This is a genomic window from Gudongella ferriphila, from assembly GCF_046224405.1.
GTDB lineage: Bacteria > Bacillota > Clostridia > Tissierellales > Tissierellaceae > Gudongella.
The window spans coordinates 67,858-89,329 of the sequence record NZ_JBJXRK010000004.1; the positions used below are offsets into that span (position 1 = coordinate 67,858).

The following is a 21,472-nucleotide window of genomic DNA, read 5'->3' on the forward strand; positions in this document are numbered from 1 at the left end:
TCATATTATTGTTATTGGCGCCATGGACAGCATAAGGGTCTTGAGACCACCGCCATCAAAGGCAATCCTTATCTTCTTGTCGTCATTCATCTCTTCAATGCTCACTATCATTCCACTTCCGAATTTATCGTGCTTGACCTTGGTTCCAACGGCAACTTCAACATTGGAGGTCTTCTTTTTCACCGGTTTTGGTACAAAGTTGTCCTTGTTGTACTCCATGGTCCTCTTTACTTCCAAAGGATCCTTCTTTATCTCCTTTTTCTTTTCCTGTGAGGTATCAATTTCCAATGTATCTCCCATTTCATCCAAAAAGCTTGAGGGAATCGTATAATCGGTTCTGCCGTATATTGTCCTTGCCTTGGCACTGGTTATGAAAAGCTGTTCCTCAGCCCGTGTCACTGCAACATAGCAAAGCCTTCTTTCCTCCTCAAGCTCCTCAAGGGATTCCATGCTCCTGGAGATGGGGAATAGCCCCTCCTCCATGCCCACAAGGAAGACAACGGGAAACTCCAGCCCCTTGGCACTGTGAACGGTCATCATTGATATGACATTTTCATCATCGGTGGTCTTGTCCACATCAGAAAGCAGGGATACGCTGGCCAGGAAATCCTCCAGTGTACCTTCGGGATTCTTGTTCTCAAAATTCAAGGCTACAGACAGGAAGTCCTTGATGTTTTCGATTCTTGTCTTGGCTTCGATTGTACCTTCCTTTTCAAGCTCCGCTATATATCCTGTGGATTCCATGGTCTCCTGGATAAATTCCTTTAATCCCATGAGTTCCTTCTTTGCCATAAGGATATTCATTGAGTCGGCAAAGGGTGAAATGGAGTTTATTGCCCTGGCGGAAAGTCCGGAAACGCTGCTTCTTTCCAAAACTGCACTGTAGAGGGATTCCCCCTTCTCCTCTGCATGGGCCTCCATTTTATCTATTGTCGCCTTTCCGATTCCCCTTTTGGGAGTATTTATGATTCTTTTCAAGGCAATATTGTCATTTGGGTTCTGAATGAACTTAAGGTATGCGATTATGTCCTTGACTTCCTTTCGGTCGTAGAACTTTAGTCCTCCTATGACCTTGTAGGGAAGCTCCTCCGCCATAAATGCCTCCTCAAATGGTCTGGACTGAACATTGGTCCTGTAGAGGATTGCCATATCCTTCAGTTTATAGCCCTTGTAGAGGAGATGGTGAATCTTCCTTGCAACAAAAAAGGCCTCCTCTTCAGAATACTCCAGCCTGGTGTATATGGCAGGATTTCCTTCATTCTTGTCGGTCCACAGATTCTTGTGCTTTCTCTGTGTATTTCTTTTTATAACCTGGTTTGCCACCCTCAGGATTGCTTCGGTTGAACGGTAGTTCTGCTCAAGGAGTATGACCCTGGCTCCTGGAAAGTCCTTCTCGAAATCCAGGATATTGGTTATGTCGGCATGCCTCCAGGAATAGATGGCCTGATCAGAATCACCAACAACGCATATGTTGTTGTGATGTCCTGAAAGGAGCTTTACAAACTGGTATTGGATCTTGTTTGTATCCTGGTACTCGTCAACAAAGATGTGCTTGAACCTCTCCTGGTATTTTTTCAGTATGGGAGGATTGTTCTTAAGAAGGTCTACTCCCTTTATGAGCAGGTCGTCAAAATCAAGGGCATTGTAGAATCGTAGCTTCTTCTGGTAGAGGGCGTATGCCTCTCCGATATTTCTTTCCCTGAAGTCTCCATAGTTGTCATTGATATATTCATCAGGGGATACCTGAGTATTCTTCAGTTCACCGATTTTTGCAAGAAGGCTGTTTTCCTTGTACATCTCCTTGTCAAGATTCAATTCCTTCATGCATTCCTTTATAAGGGTCTTCTGGTCGTCCCTGTCGTATATGGAGAAACTTCTGTCATAACCGATCTTCTCAATGTCACGTCTAAGCATCCTTACGCATATGGAGTGGAAGGTTCCCATCCACATTCTGTCAACATCCACGGCTATAAGGTTTGCCACCCTTTCCTTCATTTCGTTGGCGGCCTTGTTTGTAAAGGTTATCGCCAGTATTTCGTAGGGAGATACCCCTTTCTGGTCCATAAGATAGGCAATTTTGTGGGTTACCACCCTGGTCTTTCCACTGCCTGCACCGGCCATAATAAGTAAAGGTCCTTCCACGTGAAGAACCGCCTCCCTTTGCCTATCGTTAAGTCCTTTTAAATAATCCATTTGTCACCATCCTAACTATTCTCTCTACAATTATATAGTATTGACTGGAAGATTTCCACAAAAAGAACCGGTTCCTGGTCTTAAATGAAAACCCGGCTCCGGTCCCTCTAAAAATGGGTAAGCAATTCTTACTCTCTTCCTGCAATCCTGATCAGGGCATTGACAACCCTTGGATCAAATTGACTTCCTGACCCATTTCTCATTTTCTCAATTGCATCTTTCCTTCTCTGCTCAAGGGGTCCCTCTCCACCGTTCAGGACTCGTTCATATACCTCAGCAACCGCAAGAATCCTTGATAGGAGAGGAATCTGCTCTCCAGCTAGTCCCCTTGGATAGCCTGATCCATCCCAATGCTCATGATGACTGTAGATGTATTCCGCAAGATCAACTGTTTCATCAAACATGTTCAGCAGCCGGTAGCCTACTACCGAGTGCTGCTTGACTATTTCAGCCTCCTCGTCAAGTGCTGCATCAGTGGACAGAACATCCTTGTCCAAGGTTATCTTACCGATGTCATGGAGATAGCCTGCTCTTTTAAGCCTGCTTAGCTCGGCTTCCCTCAAGCCCAACTCCGCGCCGATCTCTGCTGCCAGTCTGCTTACGTTCATGGAGTGGCCCTTTTCCCGTGGATTGCTTGAATACAGTGTTTCCTGAATATTGCTTATCATACCCTTGTTGACAGCTCTTCTATTTATGGTCTTGTCCTTGTACATCATGTTCTCAGCATTTGCCATTATCTCCTCCATGGATTCCTCAGGTGTCGTCTTTGTATCGTATCCAAGGGAGATGCTGCATTTAATTGCCTCCACTGTAGTATTTGAAAACCCTTTTCTTATTCTTGACACAACTTCTCCCGCACTTTTTCTGTCTGTTCTTGGCAGCAGGATTACAAACTCATCCCCGCCAATTCTCGCCACCGTATCCTGGGATCTGGTGGAGTGGACCAAAATCTCAGAGGCCTTCCTGATCAGCCTGTCACCAGCTGTATGTCCGAATATGTCATTGGTCAATTTAAGCCCGTTTATATCGGCAAAAATTATTGAAATGGGAAGCTTGTCCCCAACATCAAGCCAATCCATCACATCCTCAAAGCCAAGTCTATTAAGGAGTCCAGTAAGATTGTCGTGGTAGGTCAGGTGTTTTATCTTGCTCTCCCGTTCCTTCCTTTCTGTTATGTCCATAAAGGTTACTACGGCACCAATCACCCTACCATCCTTTACTTGGGGAAAGGAATGATACTCAACGGGGAAGGATGTTCCGTTCCTCTTCCAGAAGACCTCATCCTCAGAGGTGACGCCCACACCATCCCTAACAGATTTCAGTATTTTGCAATAGTCCATGTGATAGGGCATGCCACCTTGGTGACTGTGGTGAATCTTACTGTGCAGCGTCTGTCCTATGAGGTCCTCCTGGGTCCTGTAGCCTAAAAGCTCAAGGCTGCTTCTGTTGCAGAAGGTGCAGCGTCCCTCAAGGTCGATTCCAAAAATGGCCTCTGCAGTTGAATCCAGTATCAGCTGAAGATGGTCCTTGTTCTCCTCCAAGGATGAGTAGGCACGGTCAAGTTCCACTGTCCTTTCACTGACCGCATCCTCCAGATTGTTTATCAGGTACTGCATCCTGCCTGCAACCATGTTGAAGCTTTCAGATATCCGTCCAATCTCGTCCTTTCTGACTATCTCAACCCTCTGGGTCAGATCCCCTGCAGATAGCTTTTCAGCTGCTGAAAGAAGGTCTTCTACAGGCCTGAACATCCTGTTTGTTATAAGATTATAAATGATTCCTGAAATGACCAATGCCGAAAGTACCAATAACAGGGTCAGGGCCAAGCTCTCGTTTACCCTTTCCATCAGAAGACCTTCCGGAATGGCTGTCATTATGACCCATTCCAGGCCATGGAGGCTCAGTTCCCTGATATTTACAAGGCGGTCTCCCCCCGCTGATTCATAGGCAAAGCTGGCTGTTCCAAGCTCCCTGTATTCCCCATATGCATCAAGGATCTCACTGTTTCCCAGGTCCTCTATTCCAATCCTTTCAAAGCTGCCGTCCTCTAGAACATTAAAATTGTCAGCCCCCATTGAATTGGCAATCAATCTGCCTGACTCCTTTTCAAATATTATTGCATCACCCTGAAACTCCTCCACCGTTCCACTAAGGTAGGAGCCTATTTCACCAAGGAGCATATGTGTTCCCAATACTCCCTCAAAGCCGCCTTGGCTGTTGTATATGGGCCAAGCTGCGGAAATGGAGAGGTCATCCATGACAAAGTGCCTGTAAATTGGAGAGAAGGTTGGAATGCCTGATGCCTCCGACTCCCTGTACCAATCCCTGGTTCTCGGGTCGAAAATCCCAGCCTGGACGACCCTTTCTCCAGGGGTGTAGTCCTCACCTACGGAGTAGTACCAGGACTCACCTCCGGTTGTTGCATTGTTTCTCATGATCTCAATCTCGCCCATCTCATTCCGCCTGGCTCCGTAATACTCACCCTCGGCACTACCATAGCTGAAGCTGTATATGTGTTCGTCATGGGCCTCCAGGACACCTGCAAAAAACCTTTCCCTGGCCCTTGTATCAGCCAGGTCATAGCCGCCGTTTTCAAGATGAAAATGGTTTACTTCATTGACATGATAAGGCCCAATCATAAATGAACCTATCTCATTGTAGATGGAAGTGCTTATGCTGTTTGAAATTCTCTCCGTGATCTCCCTGGCTGAAGCATGCCAGTTGAAATAGACCAGGAATCCAACCAGACCCATGGTTATGGTCATTGAAGCTATGAATAAAAAAATAATTATTCTCTTTACGGAAATATCATCTCTTTTGGACATCACAAGTAAAACCACCCTTTTACCGTATTTGTCACAACAAATGTCAATACTTAAACGTTTTACAAACCCTTTAGGTTATATATACACCTCTTCCCATTAAATTATTGAACTAATTACAATTTCAAAAAAAAAGCCACACCTGTTCAGGTTTGATTCTGAATAGGTACGGCTTGATATATGTCTTCTATTCCACAGCAGGTACTCGTTTCCAGCTGTTTGCTGCAAAACCCATTGCCAGATAGACCACCGAGCCCGCCAGTCCTGCAATTATCGGGGCCTCAACCCATCCAACATCAAATCCCAGGACCAGGATCACGTTGACCGCGAAGCCTGTGAGCATGGAAGAAAAGCATGCTTTCAGGTCAGCCTCCACAATGGTCCGCATAATGATCGGTCCCACAAACATGGAGATCAGTCCACCGGTTCCTATGTAGGCTATCTGGTTGAGCATCCCCTGGGGTGCTACAAATGTAAGGAACAGTCCCCACAGGGCTGTCAGTCCAACAACCACACGATTGATCAGGTCGCTCTTTACCTCCTGCTTTTTTCCCAGGGATACATACATGTCATAGGACAGTGATGATGCCAGTGCCTGAAGAATGGAGCTGATTGTGGAGAGCATTGCAAAGAGAATGAATAATGTTATGATTCCCCCAACTGCAGGTGAAAGAAATGTATTCAAGAATACAGGCATTGCACTGTCTGGATTTACAAGGGTTGGGTCCTTGTAGAACATGTACATCCCCACAAAGGGTATAAGGCTAAGTATGATTCCCATTGGTGCCATGTAAAGTGCCATCTTGTGTATCTTTATATCCTCCTTAAGGGAGAGGAATCTCACTGACATATATGGCAGTGTGGTTGTAAACAGCAAGGCATAAACAAATACAAGGTATACGCTGAACCGGGTATTTCCATAGGGTGCCGAGGTGGTTGGATTTACAAGCTCCGAGTTCATCTGACCAACCGTACGTATCATTTCGGCAAGGGATACATCCTGAAGGATCACACCAAAAACTATCACTGAGGCTATGAGCATTCCTATGCACATTATGGTATCAGTAAGTGCCACGGCAAGAAGTCCTCCCATGATGGTAAAAATTGCCACCACAGTGATCAGCAGTATGGATGCATAAACTTCCGGTATGTCCAGCCACTGGGATGCCACAAGGCCCACTGCCCGGATCTGTCCGATCATGTACACGGAAAGAAATATGAAGGTTGCAAGTCCTGCAAAAAAGTGTACAAGTCTTTTCTGACCGTCAGTCCCTCTGTGGGTTGATGCAAGGTACTCGGGTACGGTCAAGCCACCGCTTTTTTCTGCGTTTTTTCTCATGAAATTAGCGAAGAAAAGGGTTCCAAAGACAATTGCCGGAGCAAAGAAGAAATTGGCAAGAATCTCTATGGAACCAAAGGCATATGCGGTTCCCGGCGAGCCAATGAATCCCCAGCCGCTGTAGCCGGTTGCCATAAGGGTTCCCGCTCCAACAAAGGCACCTATCTGCTTGCCTCCTAGAAGAAAACCCTCTCCTCCCTGGGCTGCCTGTGATTTTATCTTTTTGTTTGACCATACCCCAACACCTATCATCCCTGCGGCTGCCAGGATAAATACCATCCAGTTAAATATCACTTGTATCACCTCGGTTAACCACTACCATCTCTCTGTAAAGGTACACCGCCAAAGGTACCACCATGATTACTATGCATCCAATAAAAAATTCGTTTATTGCCCATGATCCTGTCATAATTCGTTCCTCCTTATCCACAATTTTCATATGGGGATGGGTTAAACACCCATCCCATTATCATCTATTTTCCTTCAAAGGTTACAAGGGTTGGGTCCTCAACCTGATTTGGGAAGTAATCCTGGCATTCCCCTTCTCTGTAGACATCTGCTGTTGCACAGTGGAGTCCTCCACCAAATGCATAGGCATCTCTGAATGGAACTGGGATTACGTTCATTCCAAGCTTGTCCATCTGGTCTTGCTGAGCCTTCTCACTTTCCTCCACAAGCACCGTCTTATGGTCAATCACTAGACAGTTCATTGACAGCCATACGCTCGAGTAGCAAAGCTCTGGTGGCTGCTCGTGGGCAGGCATTGCCGCTTCAACAATCTCCCAGTCATTTGCCTCAAATATCTTTCTTTGCTCCTTGGGAAGCTTTCTGTGTGGATTGTTGAGTATCAATCCTGGCTTCAGGGGAACAAAGGTTGCATCTATATGGATTGGATATGGGTCTCCTGGGAAGTTTACAGCATGCACTCTCATGTCAGGATACATTCTTCTAAGCCACTCCATCCCCTTTCTGTTTGTTGTAAGCCCGTGCTGTACAAAGAGGTCCTTGCCTAATCTCAGAACATCCGCAGCATCAAAGAGAATCTCATGTTCGGTAGTAACCATGTGGAGCTTGGCAGTTCTCTCAAGGAGTATCTCCTCGGTTACCTTGTCATCAAAGTAGTGCATATCATAGCTGGCATCCCCAAGCTCAGGTCTTGGTGCAGCTATCCATTTGAACTCAGGGTCCTTCTCGAAATACTCTCTGAGGTTCTTTGAATAGGCGTAATGCTCAAAGAATCTGGATCTGAAGGACATTGGTGCAGATATGATGTCGCTTCCAATTGTAAGCAGTACGTCTCTTGGTGGCATGCAGCCGAACATGCTTCCTGTCATGAAATGTGGTGTTACAACCGCCTGGTTCCACTGCAGGGCCTCCGGTCTGTCAACCTTGATGCCAAGGCCCTCAAGGACCTTGACAAGGTTCTCAAGCTGCTCATTTGCCTTTTCCACGGTATCAAGTGGTCTTGGGCCCGTCATTCCTCTCATTGGGGAATCAAGGGGCACCTTTGCCTTTGATGCTGGCTCCGATGGAGGTATGCAGCAGTTGTCTGCTCTACCTACAATCACGTGCTTAAGTGGGTCAAAATCGTTCCATGAATTTACAATCTTCATCTTTTCTCCTCCTAAAATTTATGTATTATTATTTTTGGGTAATAAAAAACCCGTTCCAAAGAATATATATATTCCAAGGAACGGGTTATATGCCGTGTTACCATCCTAATTCGCCTATATCTCACGATACAAGCCTCATCAAGTACGCACATGTATAAATGTGTTATACTCTATCACTATAACGGGTGAACCCGTTGCAGCCTACATAAAATCGGTGCAATGCTCTGAGGCCCTCTTCACTTCAGTAATATCCTGTCCCCTTCCACCAACCGGGACTCGCTGAAAGACTTTCTTGAAGCTACTGTTCTCATCAAAGCTATTTGTTGGATATTCAATTATTAGTTGAAATTATATACCATGTTTTTATTCTTGTAAAGGGTTACTTTTAAAAAAACATTTTAACTCAACGGTTCCGGTTCTTTTTGCGTTATTTTAACTTTCCTCTCACAATCATATCCCCAACATCAAGTAGTTTAGCTATATTTCTAGTACTAAGACCTGTCTTTTCATATATTTCATTTATAATATCTTCCAGTAAATCCTTCTTTTTCTTTAACTGATCCAAGGTGTCCAAGCCATGTTTCATAAAATGTTTCTCTATAATAGACTGTGCATGCTTATACATAATTTCCTGCTGCTCTTCTTTAATATCCAGGTATACATTAAAATCACTAACTTGATGAAATTTTTCGAAGCTCGTAATTTTATTTGAAAAAAACTCCATTACTATCTTCTTCTGGGTCTTGCCCAATATGAATGTTTTCTCCCCTGTGTATTCATTATAGCTGCTCCATTGGTATTCCCCAGGGCTTGATACAATGCCAGCCTTTACAGGATTATTGTGTATATATCTGACAACCTGTACAAGATATGTATCATCCTCTACGGGCTCGCTTCTAAACCTGTCTTGAAAAACATGTCCAATTCGATCATTGATAAGATTATAATTGCTGGCATACCTGATATTGATTCTTTTGAAAAAATCTGTCAGGCTATTAATCTCTGTCTTAAGTAGCAGATGAACATGATTGCTCATAATACAATAAGCTACTATGGAGACCTCCTCTTCCGAAGCAATTTCATTTATTGTTTTTATGTACAGCTTCTTGAGGTTGTCGTTCTGAAAAACATTCTCCTTGCTGTTTCCTCTTGCCATTGCGTGGTAATAACCTGTGCTGCTTTGTCTTCTAGGTTTTCTTGGCATCATTTCACCTCCCAAATTTATATTATCATTCAAGTAGAAATAACGCAATGGTTCCGGTTCTTTTTGTGTTATTTTGAAAACCCTGGATAAAGAAATCCAGGGTTTTCAAAGATAGGGGAAACTACTCTATTGTAAGGCTGATATCCTTCTTGTTTTCAAAGGATGCCCTTATTGCAGCTATTATGTCTCCATGTGAATCATTAAGGCTCATTGTTGCCGCTGATGTTACATCCGCAAGCATTGACTTCTCATCATCAGAAAGAGCATCATACTTGGCCTTGTCCTGTGCATCCTCCGATCCATCCTTCAAGGGTCTTCCGTTTCTGTCGGATGTGTACTTTTGGAACCACTCTTCAATTTCATCAATCGTCATTCCAATAAAGGTCTCTTCGAATCTGTCCATATGCTCAACCCATGTTTTTCCGTTACCCATAACATAGGAGTCTCCTCTTTCCCTCTTTGTCATCCATCCATCGATTTCAGCAAAGAAGTTCTCCTCTGTATCAGGAGTCTTTCCATCTACAACCTCGTCATGGTTCTCATCCCAGTTGTAGCCGCCCTGACCTGGGAATCCGCTGAAGTGTGGCATTCCTTCCCCATCGTAGTTAGGTGTTGCAATTTCCATTTGATCGACATGAAGTGCAACAAGCCTTCCTTCATCATCAAACAGCGAATTTGCCACCACCTGGTTTATGCTCCATACCTGTACGCCTTCATTATCAGCACCAGGTCCCTTTCTGCCCATGCTTGCAATTCCTAGACCGTATGCTGAAGCCTCCTGGATCTCAAGCGGCTTTCTGTTCTCATATGCCTTCTCAATGGCCGCTACGATGTCCCCGTGTGAATCATTAAGGCTCATTGTTGCAGCTGATGTAACATCTGCAAGCATTGCCTTCTCATCATCAGTTAGAGCGTCATATTTAGCCTTGTCCTGTGCATCCTCCGATCCAGCCTTCAAGGGTCTTCCGTTTCTGTCGGATGTGTAGTTCTCAAACCAATCCCTGACCTCTTCCACTGTCATACCGGCAAAAGCCTTCTGGAATCCGTTCATATGCTCAGTCCATGTTTTTCCATTGCCCATTACATAGGAGTCTCCTCTTTCCCTCTTTGTCATCCATCCATCGATTTCAGCAAAGAAGTTCTCCTCTGTATCAGGAGTCTTTCCATCTACAACCTCGTCATGGTTCTCATCCCAGTTGTAGCCGCCCTGTCCTGGGAATCCGCTGAAGTGTGGCATTCCTTCTCCATCGTAGTTTGGAGTTGCAACCTCCAGCTGATCAACATTCATCTCTAGTATTCTTCCCTCACCGTCAAAAAGAACACTGGCCAGAACCTGGTTTATACTCCACACCTGAACCTCTTCATTGTCGGCTCCAGGACCCTTTCTCCCAAGGTTGGAAATTCCAAATCCAAGATATACATCTGAAGCTGTAACCTCTCCTGCCTCTTCAGGTTCCTCTTCAACCGGTGCAGGATATGTATCTGGATCAATTGCATTGTTCACAGCGTAGATGATACCATCGCTTGTGTATGTAGCTCCAGAAACAACATCAACCTCGGTGGAGTTTGCCTCCACTATTGCAGCTGGTATCCCCTCGATTGCAGGATCGCTGATTCCAGCAGTTTCGCTGTGTGAAACCACTTCAACACCTGTTATTGTGTCACCTGCCATCATAACCTTGACTTCAATCGGTCCACCAAATCCCTCTCCTACACCTGTAAGAGTAACGGCATCAGCAGGCTCCTCCTCCTGAGGAGTGGATGAACACGCCGCCATGCCAAATGCCATGGCAAATGCCAATAGTAAAACCAACAGCTTTTTCAAATGACTCATCTCCTTTTATTGTAATTAAATTAACGTTATCTTATTATCAAATATATCATATCCTGGTAAAGCGTTCAACTTTTTTTGTGGTTCAAATGTTGATATTTCAACGTATGTGACATATGTTCAAAAGAGATGCCCATATTTCAATGGTTCCATCTGTTTATTTTTTCCATTTAATCTTTAAATTCTGTGAAAAAAGCCGCCACTTAATTTCAAGCGGCGGCAATCTTTTAAATATCCAGAAGATTTTTCTTGTACAGGCTATAAAGCATTCTCAAGTTATCCATTTTAATGTATATATCCTTTTGCAGCTGTGATGCAAGATCGTAGTTTTCCTTATCAAGTGCCTCCTTTATCTGGGTGAACATGGAGGTTCTGTTCAGGCTGTCCTTCATCAGCTCAACCCTCAGGTCACGGATTGCAAGCCAGTTGGATATATCCAGATCCGATGCGTTTGCAGGATCATGAAGAAGCCTATAGCCTCTGATTTCCCTCATCAGGTCCGGCATTATCCTGTGCTGAATCTCTGTAACCCACTTGTTGAGAACCGCCGACTGGTAGCTTTCAATAATGCTGCCCCTAAAGACATCGCCATTCTTGAGAATTGCCAGCTTATCAGGATAGATGTGAAAAGCCTTAATGTTCTCATAGACGGTTGCAGGAACCTTTCCAAAAATCCTGTCCCTTTCCGCATCCGTATAGTCCTCGAATACATTTACCTCACTTCTGTAGGCTCTTCCCTTCTGCAGATAGATTCCATCATCCTCCGGAGTCTTTGACAATTCCTCCAACAGACTGTCCTCATCCCTGTTTTCCTTCAGTACATGATTTATTCCATCGTCCATAGCCATAAGCATTGAGCTCATGCAAAGGAAGGAGTTTGTATGGGGATTTGGACTCCTAAGCTCAAACCTGGTTGCCAGGGGATTGTTTTCATCCCGGATAAGACCTATTAGAATGGTCCTGTTTCTGGAAGGAACATCCACACTTCTTCCCAGGGATGTAACTATGCAAACAGGAGCTTCAAATCCAGGCTTTAGCCTCTTGAATGATTCGTTTGAAGATGTTATGAAGGGGTTCATTATCTCGTAGTTTTTCAATATACCCATCAAGGCTCCGTAGCCAACCGGGCTCATAAAGTGCTTCCTATATGGATGGAAGAGATTTATCCTTTTCCCCGACTTGAGCTCCACGGCAACTCCCATATGGGTGTGCTCTCCACTTCCCGCAACTCCAGGAATGGGCTTTGCCAGAAAGGTTACATCCATTCCATTTGCCCTGAAGATTTCCTTGATGATGTGCTTTATGAATATCTCATTGTCCCCTGTCTGCATGGTTGTGGAATACTTCCAGTCTATTTCAAGCTGCTCCATGATTCCTGAGAAGCTTCCGTCATGCTGAAGTCTTGCCTTGACTCCACCGACCTCCTTGTGTCCCATTTCGGGCTCCATTCCATATAGCTCCATAAGCAGCAGGGAATCCTCAAGAGCTGTTCTGACGGCTCCCCTTGTCTTTGCCCAATATTGCTCATTCAGCTCCTGGGAGGTGGTCAGCTCCTGCAGCTCCCTGTTTGAATCAGGTGTCCTGACCCAGAACTCCAGCTCAGTTGCAGCTGTGACATGAACCTTCTTTATGTCATAGGGGCTGAAGCCATAGGCCTTGGTCTGCTCTGGGTTGTCCTTTAGGAGCTGCTCCATGTGGTCTTCAAAGTATCCCGTGGCATCCTTCAGTATGTGTCGTGAGTCAACAGGTATTCCATCATGGTAGAGAAAGCATGGAATTTTAAGGGTTCCAACAGGCCTTCCTGACTCGAGGTGAACATTCTCGTAATTGTAATCCACAAACCAGTTCGCTTCAACGTCTGATTTCATATCTATCTTTGCATTGTCAAGGGTAGCGATCTCAGGAAGATATACGGAGGAACCATCGGTCTGAACTGCTATTCCGTGAAGGAAAAGCTCGATATCATCCCTGAATACCTTAACTGGAATCTTTTCTTCTGTTTCATGTCCTATCAAGTCCACGCCACCAAGGGAGACGAACCTGATCTGGGGATTGTCTTCAAGAATCTTGAATAAATCCTCCTTGTTGTGGTTTTCCTTCTTAATTACATAGCACAAATCTTCTCTCATTTTATCATCTCCGGTAGACATATTTTAAATACTTCATTATTTTATTACTACACAGTGTGATTGTCAAGATTTTTGCTTTATTATGCGAAAGGACCTCCGAGGAGGTCCTTTTAATATTATTCCAAATCTATTACACTTGTGCTGTTTGTAAGGGTATCGATGTAGAGGATTTTTTTTCTAAGATTCTCTCCTTTTCCCAAAAGCAGCTTCACGGCCTCTGCCACCTGGTAGGAGGCAATCAGCGCCGGAGTGAAGGATGGGTTCCCAAGGTCCTTCTCAACTCCCTTTGCGTCCGGGTCGGAATAGATTGTTGACAGGGTGTCATCTCCTGGCATAACCACGGATACCTGCCCATACCATCCCCCTATTGCACCGTGCACAAGGGGTATCTGGAGCTGCTTGCATATATCCTGGAGTAGAAGCCTGGTCCTTGCATTGTCCACTCCATCAAGAACCAAATCCGCACCATCCAGAAGCTCCCGTCCATTCTCGGCAGAGATCCTGTCATGGACTGCAGTGATTTCAACCTGGGAGTTTATTCTTTCAAGCTCCCTTTTAGCCTCATATGCCTTTGGGTTTCCAAGGTTGTGTTCATTGGAAAATCTCTGTCTGTTAAGGTTGCTCTCCTCAAACACATCTCCATCGATTATGATAAGCCTACCGACTCCAAGCCTTGCGGACAGCTCCGCCAGGTATCCACCCAGACCTCCCGCACCAATGACGGCGACGGTTTTTTTCCCAAGAAGCTCCTGGTCCTCCTGGGAAATCAATGACTTGTTTCTATCGTATCTGTTTTCCAGGTTCAAGCTGCTGACCTCCTTTACTTGTCACCGTAAAGATCCTTAAGAAGATATTCCAGGGCCCCAATTTCTTTCAGGAATTTCTCTGAAGGTAATCCGGTTTCATAATCCCATCCCAGCTCATCAAAAAAGTTCTTCCCAAGAAGCTGGTTGTCAATTTCAACTCCTTCAAGGGGACCTGCCTCCAAAGGCGGTTTTCCCACCGCTCTCTGTGTAATCTCCATATCCTTGGGTGTGATGCCTTCCCTCAGGTTGAATGCGTGTCTCATTGCATATATCCTCAGGCCTGCCTTGAAGCTTTCTGCCTCTCCAAAGGGGAAGCCTCCAATCGCCTCTACATAGCTGTCCACAATTCCCTCAGGTGGTGTTCCAAACCTTGAGAACATGCAGATTCCTGCAACGTTCATAACCTCCCTTTTTGATGTAAGGTCAACGTCCTGGTCACCGGTTCCGGTGTAGTCGTATTTTGGCCTTGTTTCCTTTCCTCCCATCTGAATGTTTCCAAGTCCGCCCTTTACGTGTCTTCCTGGTGTTGGGTCAAACTGGTAGGTTCTGGCAAGACCAGGTGCAAATCTCGGGTCGTGCATGGGCAGCTCAATACCAGATGCGGTTTGAAGGTATTCATGTCCCTTCTTGTACTGGTCAGCTGCATAGGCCGATCCATTTGCAAGTATTTCCCCACAGCCCTCTCCATCAGCGATTTTCTGGGTCAAGGCAACTATGGCCTCTCCGTTTCCCCACTTAAGGTCTATCCCATCAAGCTCCTCTTGTGACAGAACGCCCTCCTCATAGCACTCCATTGCCCAGGCTATTGTCATACCTGTTGAGATGGTGTCAATACCATATCTGTTGCATATGTCATTGGCCTTTATAAGTGCATCCACCTCATCACACAGCAATGTTGAGCCAAAGGCTGATGCAGTTTCATACTCCGGTCTGTCGGTTGTTCCAACGGGCCATCTGCCTTCCCTTACCTCGTACTCCGCTCCGCAGCCCAGTGGACAGCTTGAGCAGGCATACTTCTTGGTCTTGTACTTGTCCATGGCTTCCGCACCAAGTGCCTGTGCAGCTTCCTCACCATAGTCTATTATGCCTACGCCCTTCCAGTTCATGACAGGGCTGTCTCCACTCAGTGCAGCTGCAGGGGTTCCTCCTCCTGTTCCCATGTCGCTGAACCTTTTTGTACCCTTGTTTTCCTTCATTGTCTTAAGGACCAGCTTGTTGACCTCCTTAAGCTTCTCCGGATCTCCCACAGGAACATTGCCGGTACCCTTGACCAGGATGGCCTTCAGGTTCTTTGAACCCATGACGGCTCCTCCACCGCCTCTTCCAGGCGCCCTATGCCCATCGTTTATTGGACATGCAAGAAGGGATTGCCTCTCCCCGGAAGGTCCGATTGCAACAATCTTTGCAGCTGGCTGGTCGTGCTCCTCCTTCAAGGCCTCCCAAACCTCTTTTGTGTCCATTCCCCAAATATGCTTTGCGTCCTTGATTTCCACCTCTCCATCCTTGATCCATATGTATACCGGCTCTTCTGCCTTGCCACTGATAAAAAGTGCATCAAATCCAGCCTTCTTCAGTTCAGGACCGAAAAAGCCTCCTGAGTTTGAGTCGTTCCAGCCTCCTGTCACTGGAGACTTATGGACCATGGTGAACCTGCCACCGTACATTGCACCTGTTCCATTGGTAATTCCGGTGATAAATCCAAGGATGTTCTCCTCTCCAAGTGGATCCGCACCTGCCGGCATCCTGTCATAGAGAATCTTGGCTCCAAAGCCGTAGCCTCCTATGTAGTCCCTGACAAACTTTTCATCAAAGCCTTCTGTGGTAATTTCCTTTTTGCTTAAGTCCACAAATAAAAATTTTCCATTGTAACCATTCATATTTATCACTCTCCATACAATTATTATACAAAATTTGTCCGTTTGTTGCAATTTTCAGTAAGTTTTAGATAGTGGAAGGTGGAAAGTGGAAAGGGATGATGGAGTCTCATTCGCCTTATTATTACCACAGCCCTCAGGTGTTTACACGCAGTTCTAGATTCAAGTCCGATTAAAATCATCAACTCGTTTTCTCCACTGATTCCTATGCCGCTTCGCTTGGAGGAATCAAATCACTACGAAATCCTCTTTGGATTTTAAAGTCGTTCTTTCATATGAACCGCTTTGCAAAGCACCTATCGGGCTAATGACACCCTGTCATAGGTGCCGGCTATTTTCATACTAAGCGTAAGGAAAGTATCTTTGACCCCAGAGCCTGACCTAATCAATTGTGTATTGAGATTTGTGAATTGCCAGTACCCGACAATATAAATATCTAGAAATCCAAGATTTCTAGATATTCCATTGAGAGTGTAAGAATTGTCCTAATCATTCGCTTTCATTGACTCAACCATTTCAATGTTTCTTATCTTCCTTCCCATAAAGAGATTCACTATCAGTGAGAACACCAGAGTTATAGCTGCAGAAAGCACATAGCTCATCAGCCTGATATCCCTACCAAACATGGAATCCGGATCCTCAATGGTCTTGATGATAAACTCATGCATATAGGTACCAAGCAGCAATCCCACAAGAACCCCGATCAGGGTGAGTATTGTAATCTCCCTGAAGATATGGGATGAAACCTCCTCATTGTGGAAACCTAGAACCTTCAAGGTTGCCAGCTCCTTTTTCCTTTCATTAATATTTATATTGGTCAGATTGTACAAAACGATAAATGCAAGCAATCCGGATGCAACGATGATTACAAAGACAATGTAATCCATGCTCCTTATGAGATTGTCAAAGCTCCTTCTGGTCTGGCTCACCAGTTCAGCATTAAGAACTGATTCCTCCAAGAGAAGCATTTCCACAAGGCCGTCTTCCTCCTCAGCAGTCAAATCATCAGTCCTTACAAGGGCACTGTTGACAGGTGAAGCTCCAAAAACAGACTCATACTGGGCTGAATCCACATACATATAGTTGCCCAGGTAGTTCTCTGTAATATGGGTGACCCTTAATTCTCCCAGGTTTTCATCTGAATCCTCATATATAATGGCTTCACCGACGGATATGCCAAGAACCTCAGACAGCTTTTCTGTTATTATCACATACTCTGTTCCTGGTACAATGATTTCCCCTGATTCCCGATTCCTAACAAGGATAAAATCCGATAGCTGCTGTGAGTCGCTAAATACTATGGCATTCGCATCCAGGAGATCATTGCCATACCTTATGGCTCCCTTATCGGAATATATTCCCCCATAGGATTGAACATTCCCAAGATCTAGGACCAACTGATCAAGGGAACCTTCCTTGAAGTCCTCCTCATCAAGCTCCAGCCTTACTTGATACCTGAAGATATGGTCAAATTGTGTGCCTGCAAAATCACGAATTGAGTCCCTCATGCCAAATCCAAGCATCAGCAAGGCTGTACATCCTGATATTCCAACAACTGTCATATAGAAATGCTTCTTATACCTGAATATGTTTCTGGCTGTGGATTTCATATTGAAGCTCATTTTACGCCATACCGGTCCAACCCTTTCCAGGAGAATCCTCTTGCCTGCCTTTGGTGCCCTTGGAAGCATAAGGGTTGCAGGCTTCTCACCAAGAGCTTCATTTGCTGCATAAACGGTGACTGCAACCGTACTCAAAACGGCTATTCCAGATGCCATAAAAGCTATCCTGGCATTGTATTCCGAAACAAAAGGCGGCAAATGGAACATCACTCCGTAGGCATTCCAAATAACCCTTGGAAGCAATCTAAATCCCACCAGTTGGCCTGCGGCACTGCCAAGGATACTCGCCAAACCGCAATAGACAACATATTTTCCGATAATGGACATCTTCCTGAAGCCGAGAGCCTTCAGTATCCCGATTTGAGTTCGTTCCTCCTCCACCATTCTGGTCATTGTCGTCAATGAGACCAGGGCAGCCACAAGGTAGAAAAATATCGGGAAAAATTTGGCGATGGCGGCTACCTTCTCTGCGTTCAATTGGAAGTTTGCAAAGCTCATGTTTGATTCCCTATCCAAAACATACCACTCAGGCACCTCCAGGTCTGCAAGCTCCCTTTCAGCATCTACAAGGTCTGCATATGCCTGGGCAAGCTCCTCATCAGCCTTGTTCTTCTCAGAGAAATATTCCTCTTCCCCGTCCTTGAGCTCTAGAAGTCCATCATTATATTCCTTCCAACCATCCCTTATTTCAATTTCCGCATCAGCTATTTCCCTTTCTGCATCCCTTACCTCCTGTGCAAGGGTCACTCTGGCATCGGCAAGCTCCACCAGTCCATCCTCGTATTCCTTCCAGCCGTCTGAAAGCTCAACCAGGCCTTCGTTATACTCCTTCCAGCCATCATCAAGCTCCATTCTTCCATCGGCCAGCTCCTTCTCTCCCTCTCTTATCTCTTTTTCTGCATCCAAGAGCTCCACCCTTGCATCATCAAGCTCTTTTCTCCCATCTGCAAGCTCCTTTTCACCTTCCTCAATTTCCTTCTGGGCATCCCTTAGCTGGGCTCTTCCATCGTAGTATTTGTCCCAACCGTTATCCAACTGTCTTCTGGCATACTCCAGCTCCCTTTCCCCTGAAAGGATCTGATTCCAGGCTCCAATAAGCTGATCTGGGTTTGGAAGCTGGGCAAGCTGTGCTTCAAGACCCTGAAGCTCTTGTTCCAGAGACCTCAGTTCCTGTTCCATGGCTGCGATTTGTGAATCCAAAGTCCTTATTTCAAGCTCAATGGCTTCAATTGCCTCCTGGTTGCTTTCCGGATCTTCAATTAGAGCCTGTAGCTGCAACTCCAGCTGGCCCTTGCCTGCCCTAGCTTTATCAAGATTGTCCTCAAGTAGTGAACTCCCGATTTTTATCTGCGACATGCCTTCCTCAAGCTGGTCCTTGGCTCCATCAATCGTACCCCTTAGAACAGCTTGTCCGGAAGCCGTACCCACCAACTCCTGGGAGGAGAAGCCCTGTATGCCGAAATTATCTGCAATCTGAGACACTCCTGCAAGCAGCTGGTCCTTACCTTCCTGAAGCTCCACTACCCCGGCTGCGTACTCGTCCTCGCCAGCTTCAAGCTCTCTTCTACCGCGCTGCAGGTCTCTTTCACCCTTGGCAAGTTCTCTTTTTCCATCCTCCAGCTTTTCAAGGCCCTTCTGGTACTCATCTTCCCCATCCTGGTACTTCTTGAGTCCATCCTCGTATTCCCTTTTTCCATCCAGGAATTCCAGATAGCCTTCGTAGTAATCCTTTTCTCCGTCCTGAAGCTCAACAAGGGCATCGGCAAGCTCCTTTTCACCATCCTTAAGCTCAATAAGGGCATCAGCCAACTCCTGGTCTCCATCAGCTATTTCCCTCTCTGCATCCGCAACCTCGTCCCTTAGGGTAATTCTTGCATCGGCGAGCTCATTTTCTCCGTCCTGGAGCTCAATCAATCCATCGGCAAGCTCTTTTCTCCCGTCCAGGATTTCAGCCCATGCATCGGCGAGCTCCTGTTCAGCCTCTGCCTTCCCATCATTATATTCCTCCCAGCCATCGGCAAGCTCCTCCTCTGCCTTCATTAGGACTTCCTCATATCTTACAAGGGATCTCTCTTTAGATATATCCTCAAGCTTTTGGACCAAACGCTTAATCTTAACATCATATTCATTTGAAAATGGACTCATTTGAAGGGCACCCTCCGCTGTGATATATAGGTCCGTCCAGTTTTCCAGTGCATAGCTTGAATGATCTGTGTATATGATTGCCCCCAGTCTACCGCTTCCAACATTGGTCACTTCACGCTCCGTGGAGAAATGGAAGGTGTTTCCCACAACTCCCACAACCTCATAGGTGAGTACCTCAAAGTAGTCCCGGATGTCATCATAGTCCTCATTTTCCGGTGAAATGGCTATTGTTGATCCCAAAGGTATGTCAGCCAGGTATGTCCCGCTTCTTTCCACCAGAACTTCATTGGCCTTTTGGGGCATCCTTCCCTCAAGAAGCTCCAGCCTGTTGATGTTTGCTTCTCCATCCATCAAGGGCAAGCCATAGATTCGGGTAACCAAGGTCCCATTCTGGGATGTATCCATAATCATATCCATTACATATGCGGGCATGACTTCGTTGACCTCCTCCAGGTGTAGAACCCTTTGAAGATCATCATCTGTGATACCCATGGTACCCTTTATGAAGATGTCAGCCATATTGTTGCTGTCATAGTACTCATCCACTGAATTGTGCATATCCGGTGTTGTTACAAGCAGTCCTGACAGAAAGCCCACACCCAGGGCAACTATTCCGAATATGGCTGCAAAGCGTCCGAAGCTTTGAATAAATTCTCTGGATACAATCTTCCCGTAAGCGTTTTTCACTACCATTCAATCCTTTCAATGGGCAAAGGTGAAGGATTGGTGCTCAGTTCAGACACCTTTCCGTTCTTTAGGTGAATAACCCTGTCAGCCATCTGGGATATGGCCTGATTGTGGGTAATAAGGATAACGGTCTTTCCAAACTTCCTGCAGCTGTCCTGAAGAAGCTTCAATATATTCTTTCCTGTTTCATAGTCAAGGGCACCGGTTGGCTCATCACATAGGAGTATCTTGGGATTCTTTGCAAGAGCCCTTGCTATTGAGACCCTTTGCTGTTCCCCACCTGAAAGCTGTGCGGGGAAATTGTCCATGCGCTCCCCTAAACCAACCTGGGACAGCACAGTGGCAGGATCAAGGGGATCCCTGCAAATCTGGGATGCAAGCTCAACATTTTCAAGGGCCGTAAGGTTCTGGACCAGGTTGTAGAACTGAAACACAAACCCCACGTCATACCTTCTGTAGTCAGTGAGCTGGCGTTCATTAAGGCTACTCACAAGGAGACCATCAAGCATTATGGTCCCACCATCACAGGAATCCATCCCACCGAGGATATTCAGCACAGTTGTCTTGCCGGCACCTGAGGGGCCTACGATAACACAGAATTCTCCCTTGTTTATGGTGAAGCTGATATTGTTGGCAGCTTCAATCTTGTGGTTTCCCATGTAATAGTATTTAGATACATTTTCAAGCAATACAAAGTCCTTCATCAGTTGCTCCTCTCAGTCTCCATCAGCCCTGCTGCCTTGTTGATTATTCTTATCAGATGGAGGGCTTCCTCACTTCCGATCCCCTCAATGAAAAGGTCAAGATTATGGTTTACTGCATCCTTCTTCATTTCCAGATGCTCCTTACCCTTCCCAGTTATCATAACATCCACCCTACGCCTGTCCTTTTCGTTTGACCTTGTAACCACAAAGCCCTTTTTCCTTAGAGCTGTAAGTGTCGCTGTAGTCCTTGGCCTTGACATATGTAGCTTTTCGCTTATCTCCGAAGGACTTGTTTCCATTTCGTCACTCCCTGCAAGATAATACAGGACATAGAGCTCCCCTTGCAGGAACTCCACAAGCTGGGAAAAAGCCTCCATGTAGTATACCTTGCCAAGTGCTTCTATAAGCTGGTTCTTAAGTCTGTAATCATCCATCCTCATCCCCCCATAGTTAACCCCATTAATTATTAATGCTATTAATTATATCACGGTCAGTCCATGCTC

Annotated in this window: 13 protein-coding genes and 1 other annotated feature; all 13 genes read right to left on the reverse strand. The window is 45.6% G+C overall.

The annotated features are described in order from the left end of the window. Entirely contained in the window at positions 1-2,193 is a 2,193-nt protein-coding gene (gene pcrA / locus ACKVDP_RS04515; protein WP_409227617.1) for a DNA helicase PcrA, read from the reverse strand. A gap of 128 nt (positions 2,194-2,321) precedes the next feature. Then, a complete protein-coding gene (locus ACKVDP_RS04520) occupies positions 2,322-5,018 on the reverse strand; it encodes an HD domain-containing phosphohydrolase (RefSeq protein ID WP_409227706.1) in 2,697 nt (898 codons plus the stop codon). Between the two features lie 184 nt (positions 5,019-5,202). Next, positions 5,203-6,648, reverse strand: a complete 1,446-nt coding sequence (locus ACKVDP_RS04525; protein ID WP_409227618.1) for a sodium:solute symporter family protein — start codon at positions 6,646-6,648, stop codon at positions 5,203-5,205. Continuing rightward, positions 6,638-6,763 carry a hypothetical protein gene (locus ACKVDP_RS04530; RefSeq protein WP_409227619.1) on the reverse strand — a complete coding sequence of 42 codons (126 nt, stop codon included), beginning with the start codon at positions 6,761-6,763 and terminating at the stop codon, positions 6,638-6,640. Before ACKVDP_RS04530 ends, ACKVDP_RS04525 begins: the two co-directional genes overlap by 11 nt. A gap of 64 nt (positions 6,764-6,827) precedes the next feature. After that, complete coding sequence (locus ACKVDP_RS04535; protein WP_409227620.1) at positions 6,828-7,967, reverse strand: serine/threonine protein kinase; 1,140 nt, start codon at positions 7,965-7,967, stop codon at positions 6,828-6,830. Between the two features lie 73 nt (positions 7,968-8,040). Further along, positions 8,041-8,290 (reverse strand) — a binding site (T-box leader). Positions 8,291-8,394: 104 nt separating this feature from the next. Beyond that, on the reverse strand, positions 8,395-9,171 hold the full coding sequence (locus ACKVDP_RS04540; RefSeq protein WP_409227621.1) for an REP-associated tyrosine transposase: 777 nt from the start codon (positions 9,169-9,171) through the stop codon (positions 8,395-8,397). 121 nt (positions 9,172-9,292) lie between these two features. Continuing rightward, positions 9,293-10,996 carry an FMN-binding protein gene (locus ACKVDP_RS04545; protein ID WP_409227622.1) on the reverse strand — a complete coding sequence of 568 codons (1,704 nt, stop codon included), beginning with the start codon at positions 10,994-10,996 and terminating at the stop codon, positions 9,293-9,295. A gap of 233 nt (positions 10,997-11,229) precedes the next feature. Next, positions 11,230-13,131 (reverse strand): type I glutamate--ammonia ligase, encoded by a 1,902-nt coding sequence (locus tag ACKVDP_RS04550; protein ID WP_409227623.1) that lies wholly within the window; start codon positions 13,129-13,131, stop codon positions 11,230-11,232. A 116-nt stretch (positions 13,132-13,247) separates the two neighbouring features. Beyond that, positions 13,248-13,937 carry a HesA/MoeB/ThiF family protein gene (locus ACKVDP_RS04555; protein WP_409227624.1) on the reverse strand — a complete coding sequence of 230 codons (690 nt, stop codon included), beginning with the start codon at positions 13,935-13,937 and terminating at the stop codon, positions 13,248-13,250. A 14-nt stretch (positions 13,938-13,951) separates the two neighbouring features. After that, the gene (locus ACKVDP_RS04560) at positions 13,952-15,814 is read right to left on the reverse strand and encodes an aldehyde ferredoxin oxidoreductase family protein (protein ID WP_409227625.1); all 1,863 of its coding nucleotides are present in this window, start codon (positions 15,812-15,814) and stop codon (positions 13,952-13,954) included. Between the two features lie 482 nt (positions 15,815-16,296). Then, positions 16,297-20,265, reverse strand: a complete 3,969-nt coding sequence (locus ACKVDP_RS04565) for an ABC transporter permease (RefSeq protein ID WP_409227626.1) — start codon at positions 20,263-20,265, stop codon at positions 16,297-16,299. Next, positions 20,265-20,969 (reverse strand): ABC transporter ATP-binding protein, encoded by a 705-nt coding sequence (locus ACKVDP_RS04570; RefSeq protein ID WP_409227627.1) that lies wholly within the window; start codon positions 20,967-20,969, stop codon positions 20,265-20,267. Before ACKVDP_RS04570 ends, ACKVDP_RS04565 begins: the two co-directional genes overlap by 1 nt. Then, positions 20,969-21,403: a MarR family winged helix-turn-helix transcriptional regulator gene (locus tag ACKVDP_RS04575; protein WP_409227628.1), complete on the reverse strand. Its 435-nt coding sequence runs from the start codon at positions 21,401-21,403 to the stop codon at positions 20,969-20,971. The genes ACKVDP_RS04570 and ACKVDP_RS04575 overlap by 1 nt, the downstream gene beginning before the upstream one ends. Positions 21,404-21,472: the final 69 nt, after the last annotated feature.

What these genes read in the sequence shown, in the direction of transcription:
- pcrA (WP_409227617.1), bottom strand. Translation starts at nt 2,193, where the DNA reads ATGGATTATTTAAAAGGACTTAACGATAGGCAAAGGGAGGCGGTTCTT.
- ACKVDP_RS04520 (WP_409227706.1), bottom strand. Translation starts at nt 5,018, where the DNA reads ATGTCCAAAAGAGATGATATTTCCGTAAAGAGAATAATTATTTTTTTA.
- ACKVDP_RS04530 (WP_409227619.1), bottom strand. Translation starts at nt 6,763, where the DNA reads ATGACAGGATCATGGGCAATAAACGAATTTTTTATTGGATGCATAGTA.
- ACKVDP_RS04535 (WP_409227620.1), bottom strand. Translation starts at nt 7,967, where the DNA reads ATGAAGATTGTAAATTCATGGAACGATTTTGACCCACTTAAGCACGTG.
- ACKVDP_RS04540 (WP_409227621.1), bottom strand. Translation starts at nt 9,171, where the DNA reads ATGCCAAGAAAACCTAGAAGACAAAGCAGCACAGGTTATTACCACGCA.
- ACKVDP_RS04550 (WP_409227623.1), bottom strand. Translation starts at nt 13,131, where the DNA reads ATGAGAGAAGATTTGTGCTATGTAATTAAGAAGGAAAACCACAACAAG.
- ACKVDP_RS04560 (WP_409227625.1), bottom strand. Translation starts at nt 15,814, where the DNA reads ATGAATGGTTACAATGGAAAATTTTTATTTGTGGACTTAAGCAAAAAG.
- ACKVDP_RS04570 (WP_409227627.1), bottom strand. Translation starts at nt 20,969, where the DNA reads ATGAAGGACTTTGTATTGCTTGAAAATGTATCTAAATACTATTACATG.
- ACKVDP_RS04575 (WP_409227628.1), bottom strand. Translation starts at nt 21,403, where the DNA reads ATGGATGATTACAGACTTAAGAACCAGCTTATAGAAGCACTTGGCAAG.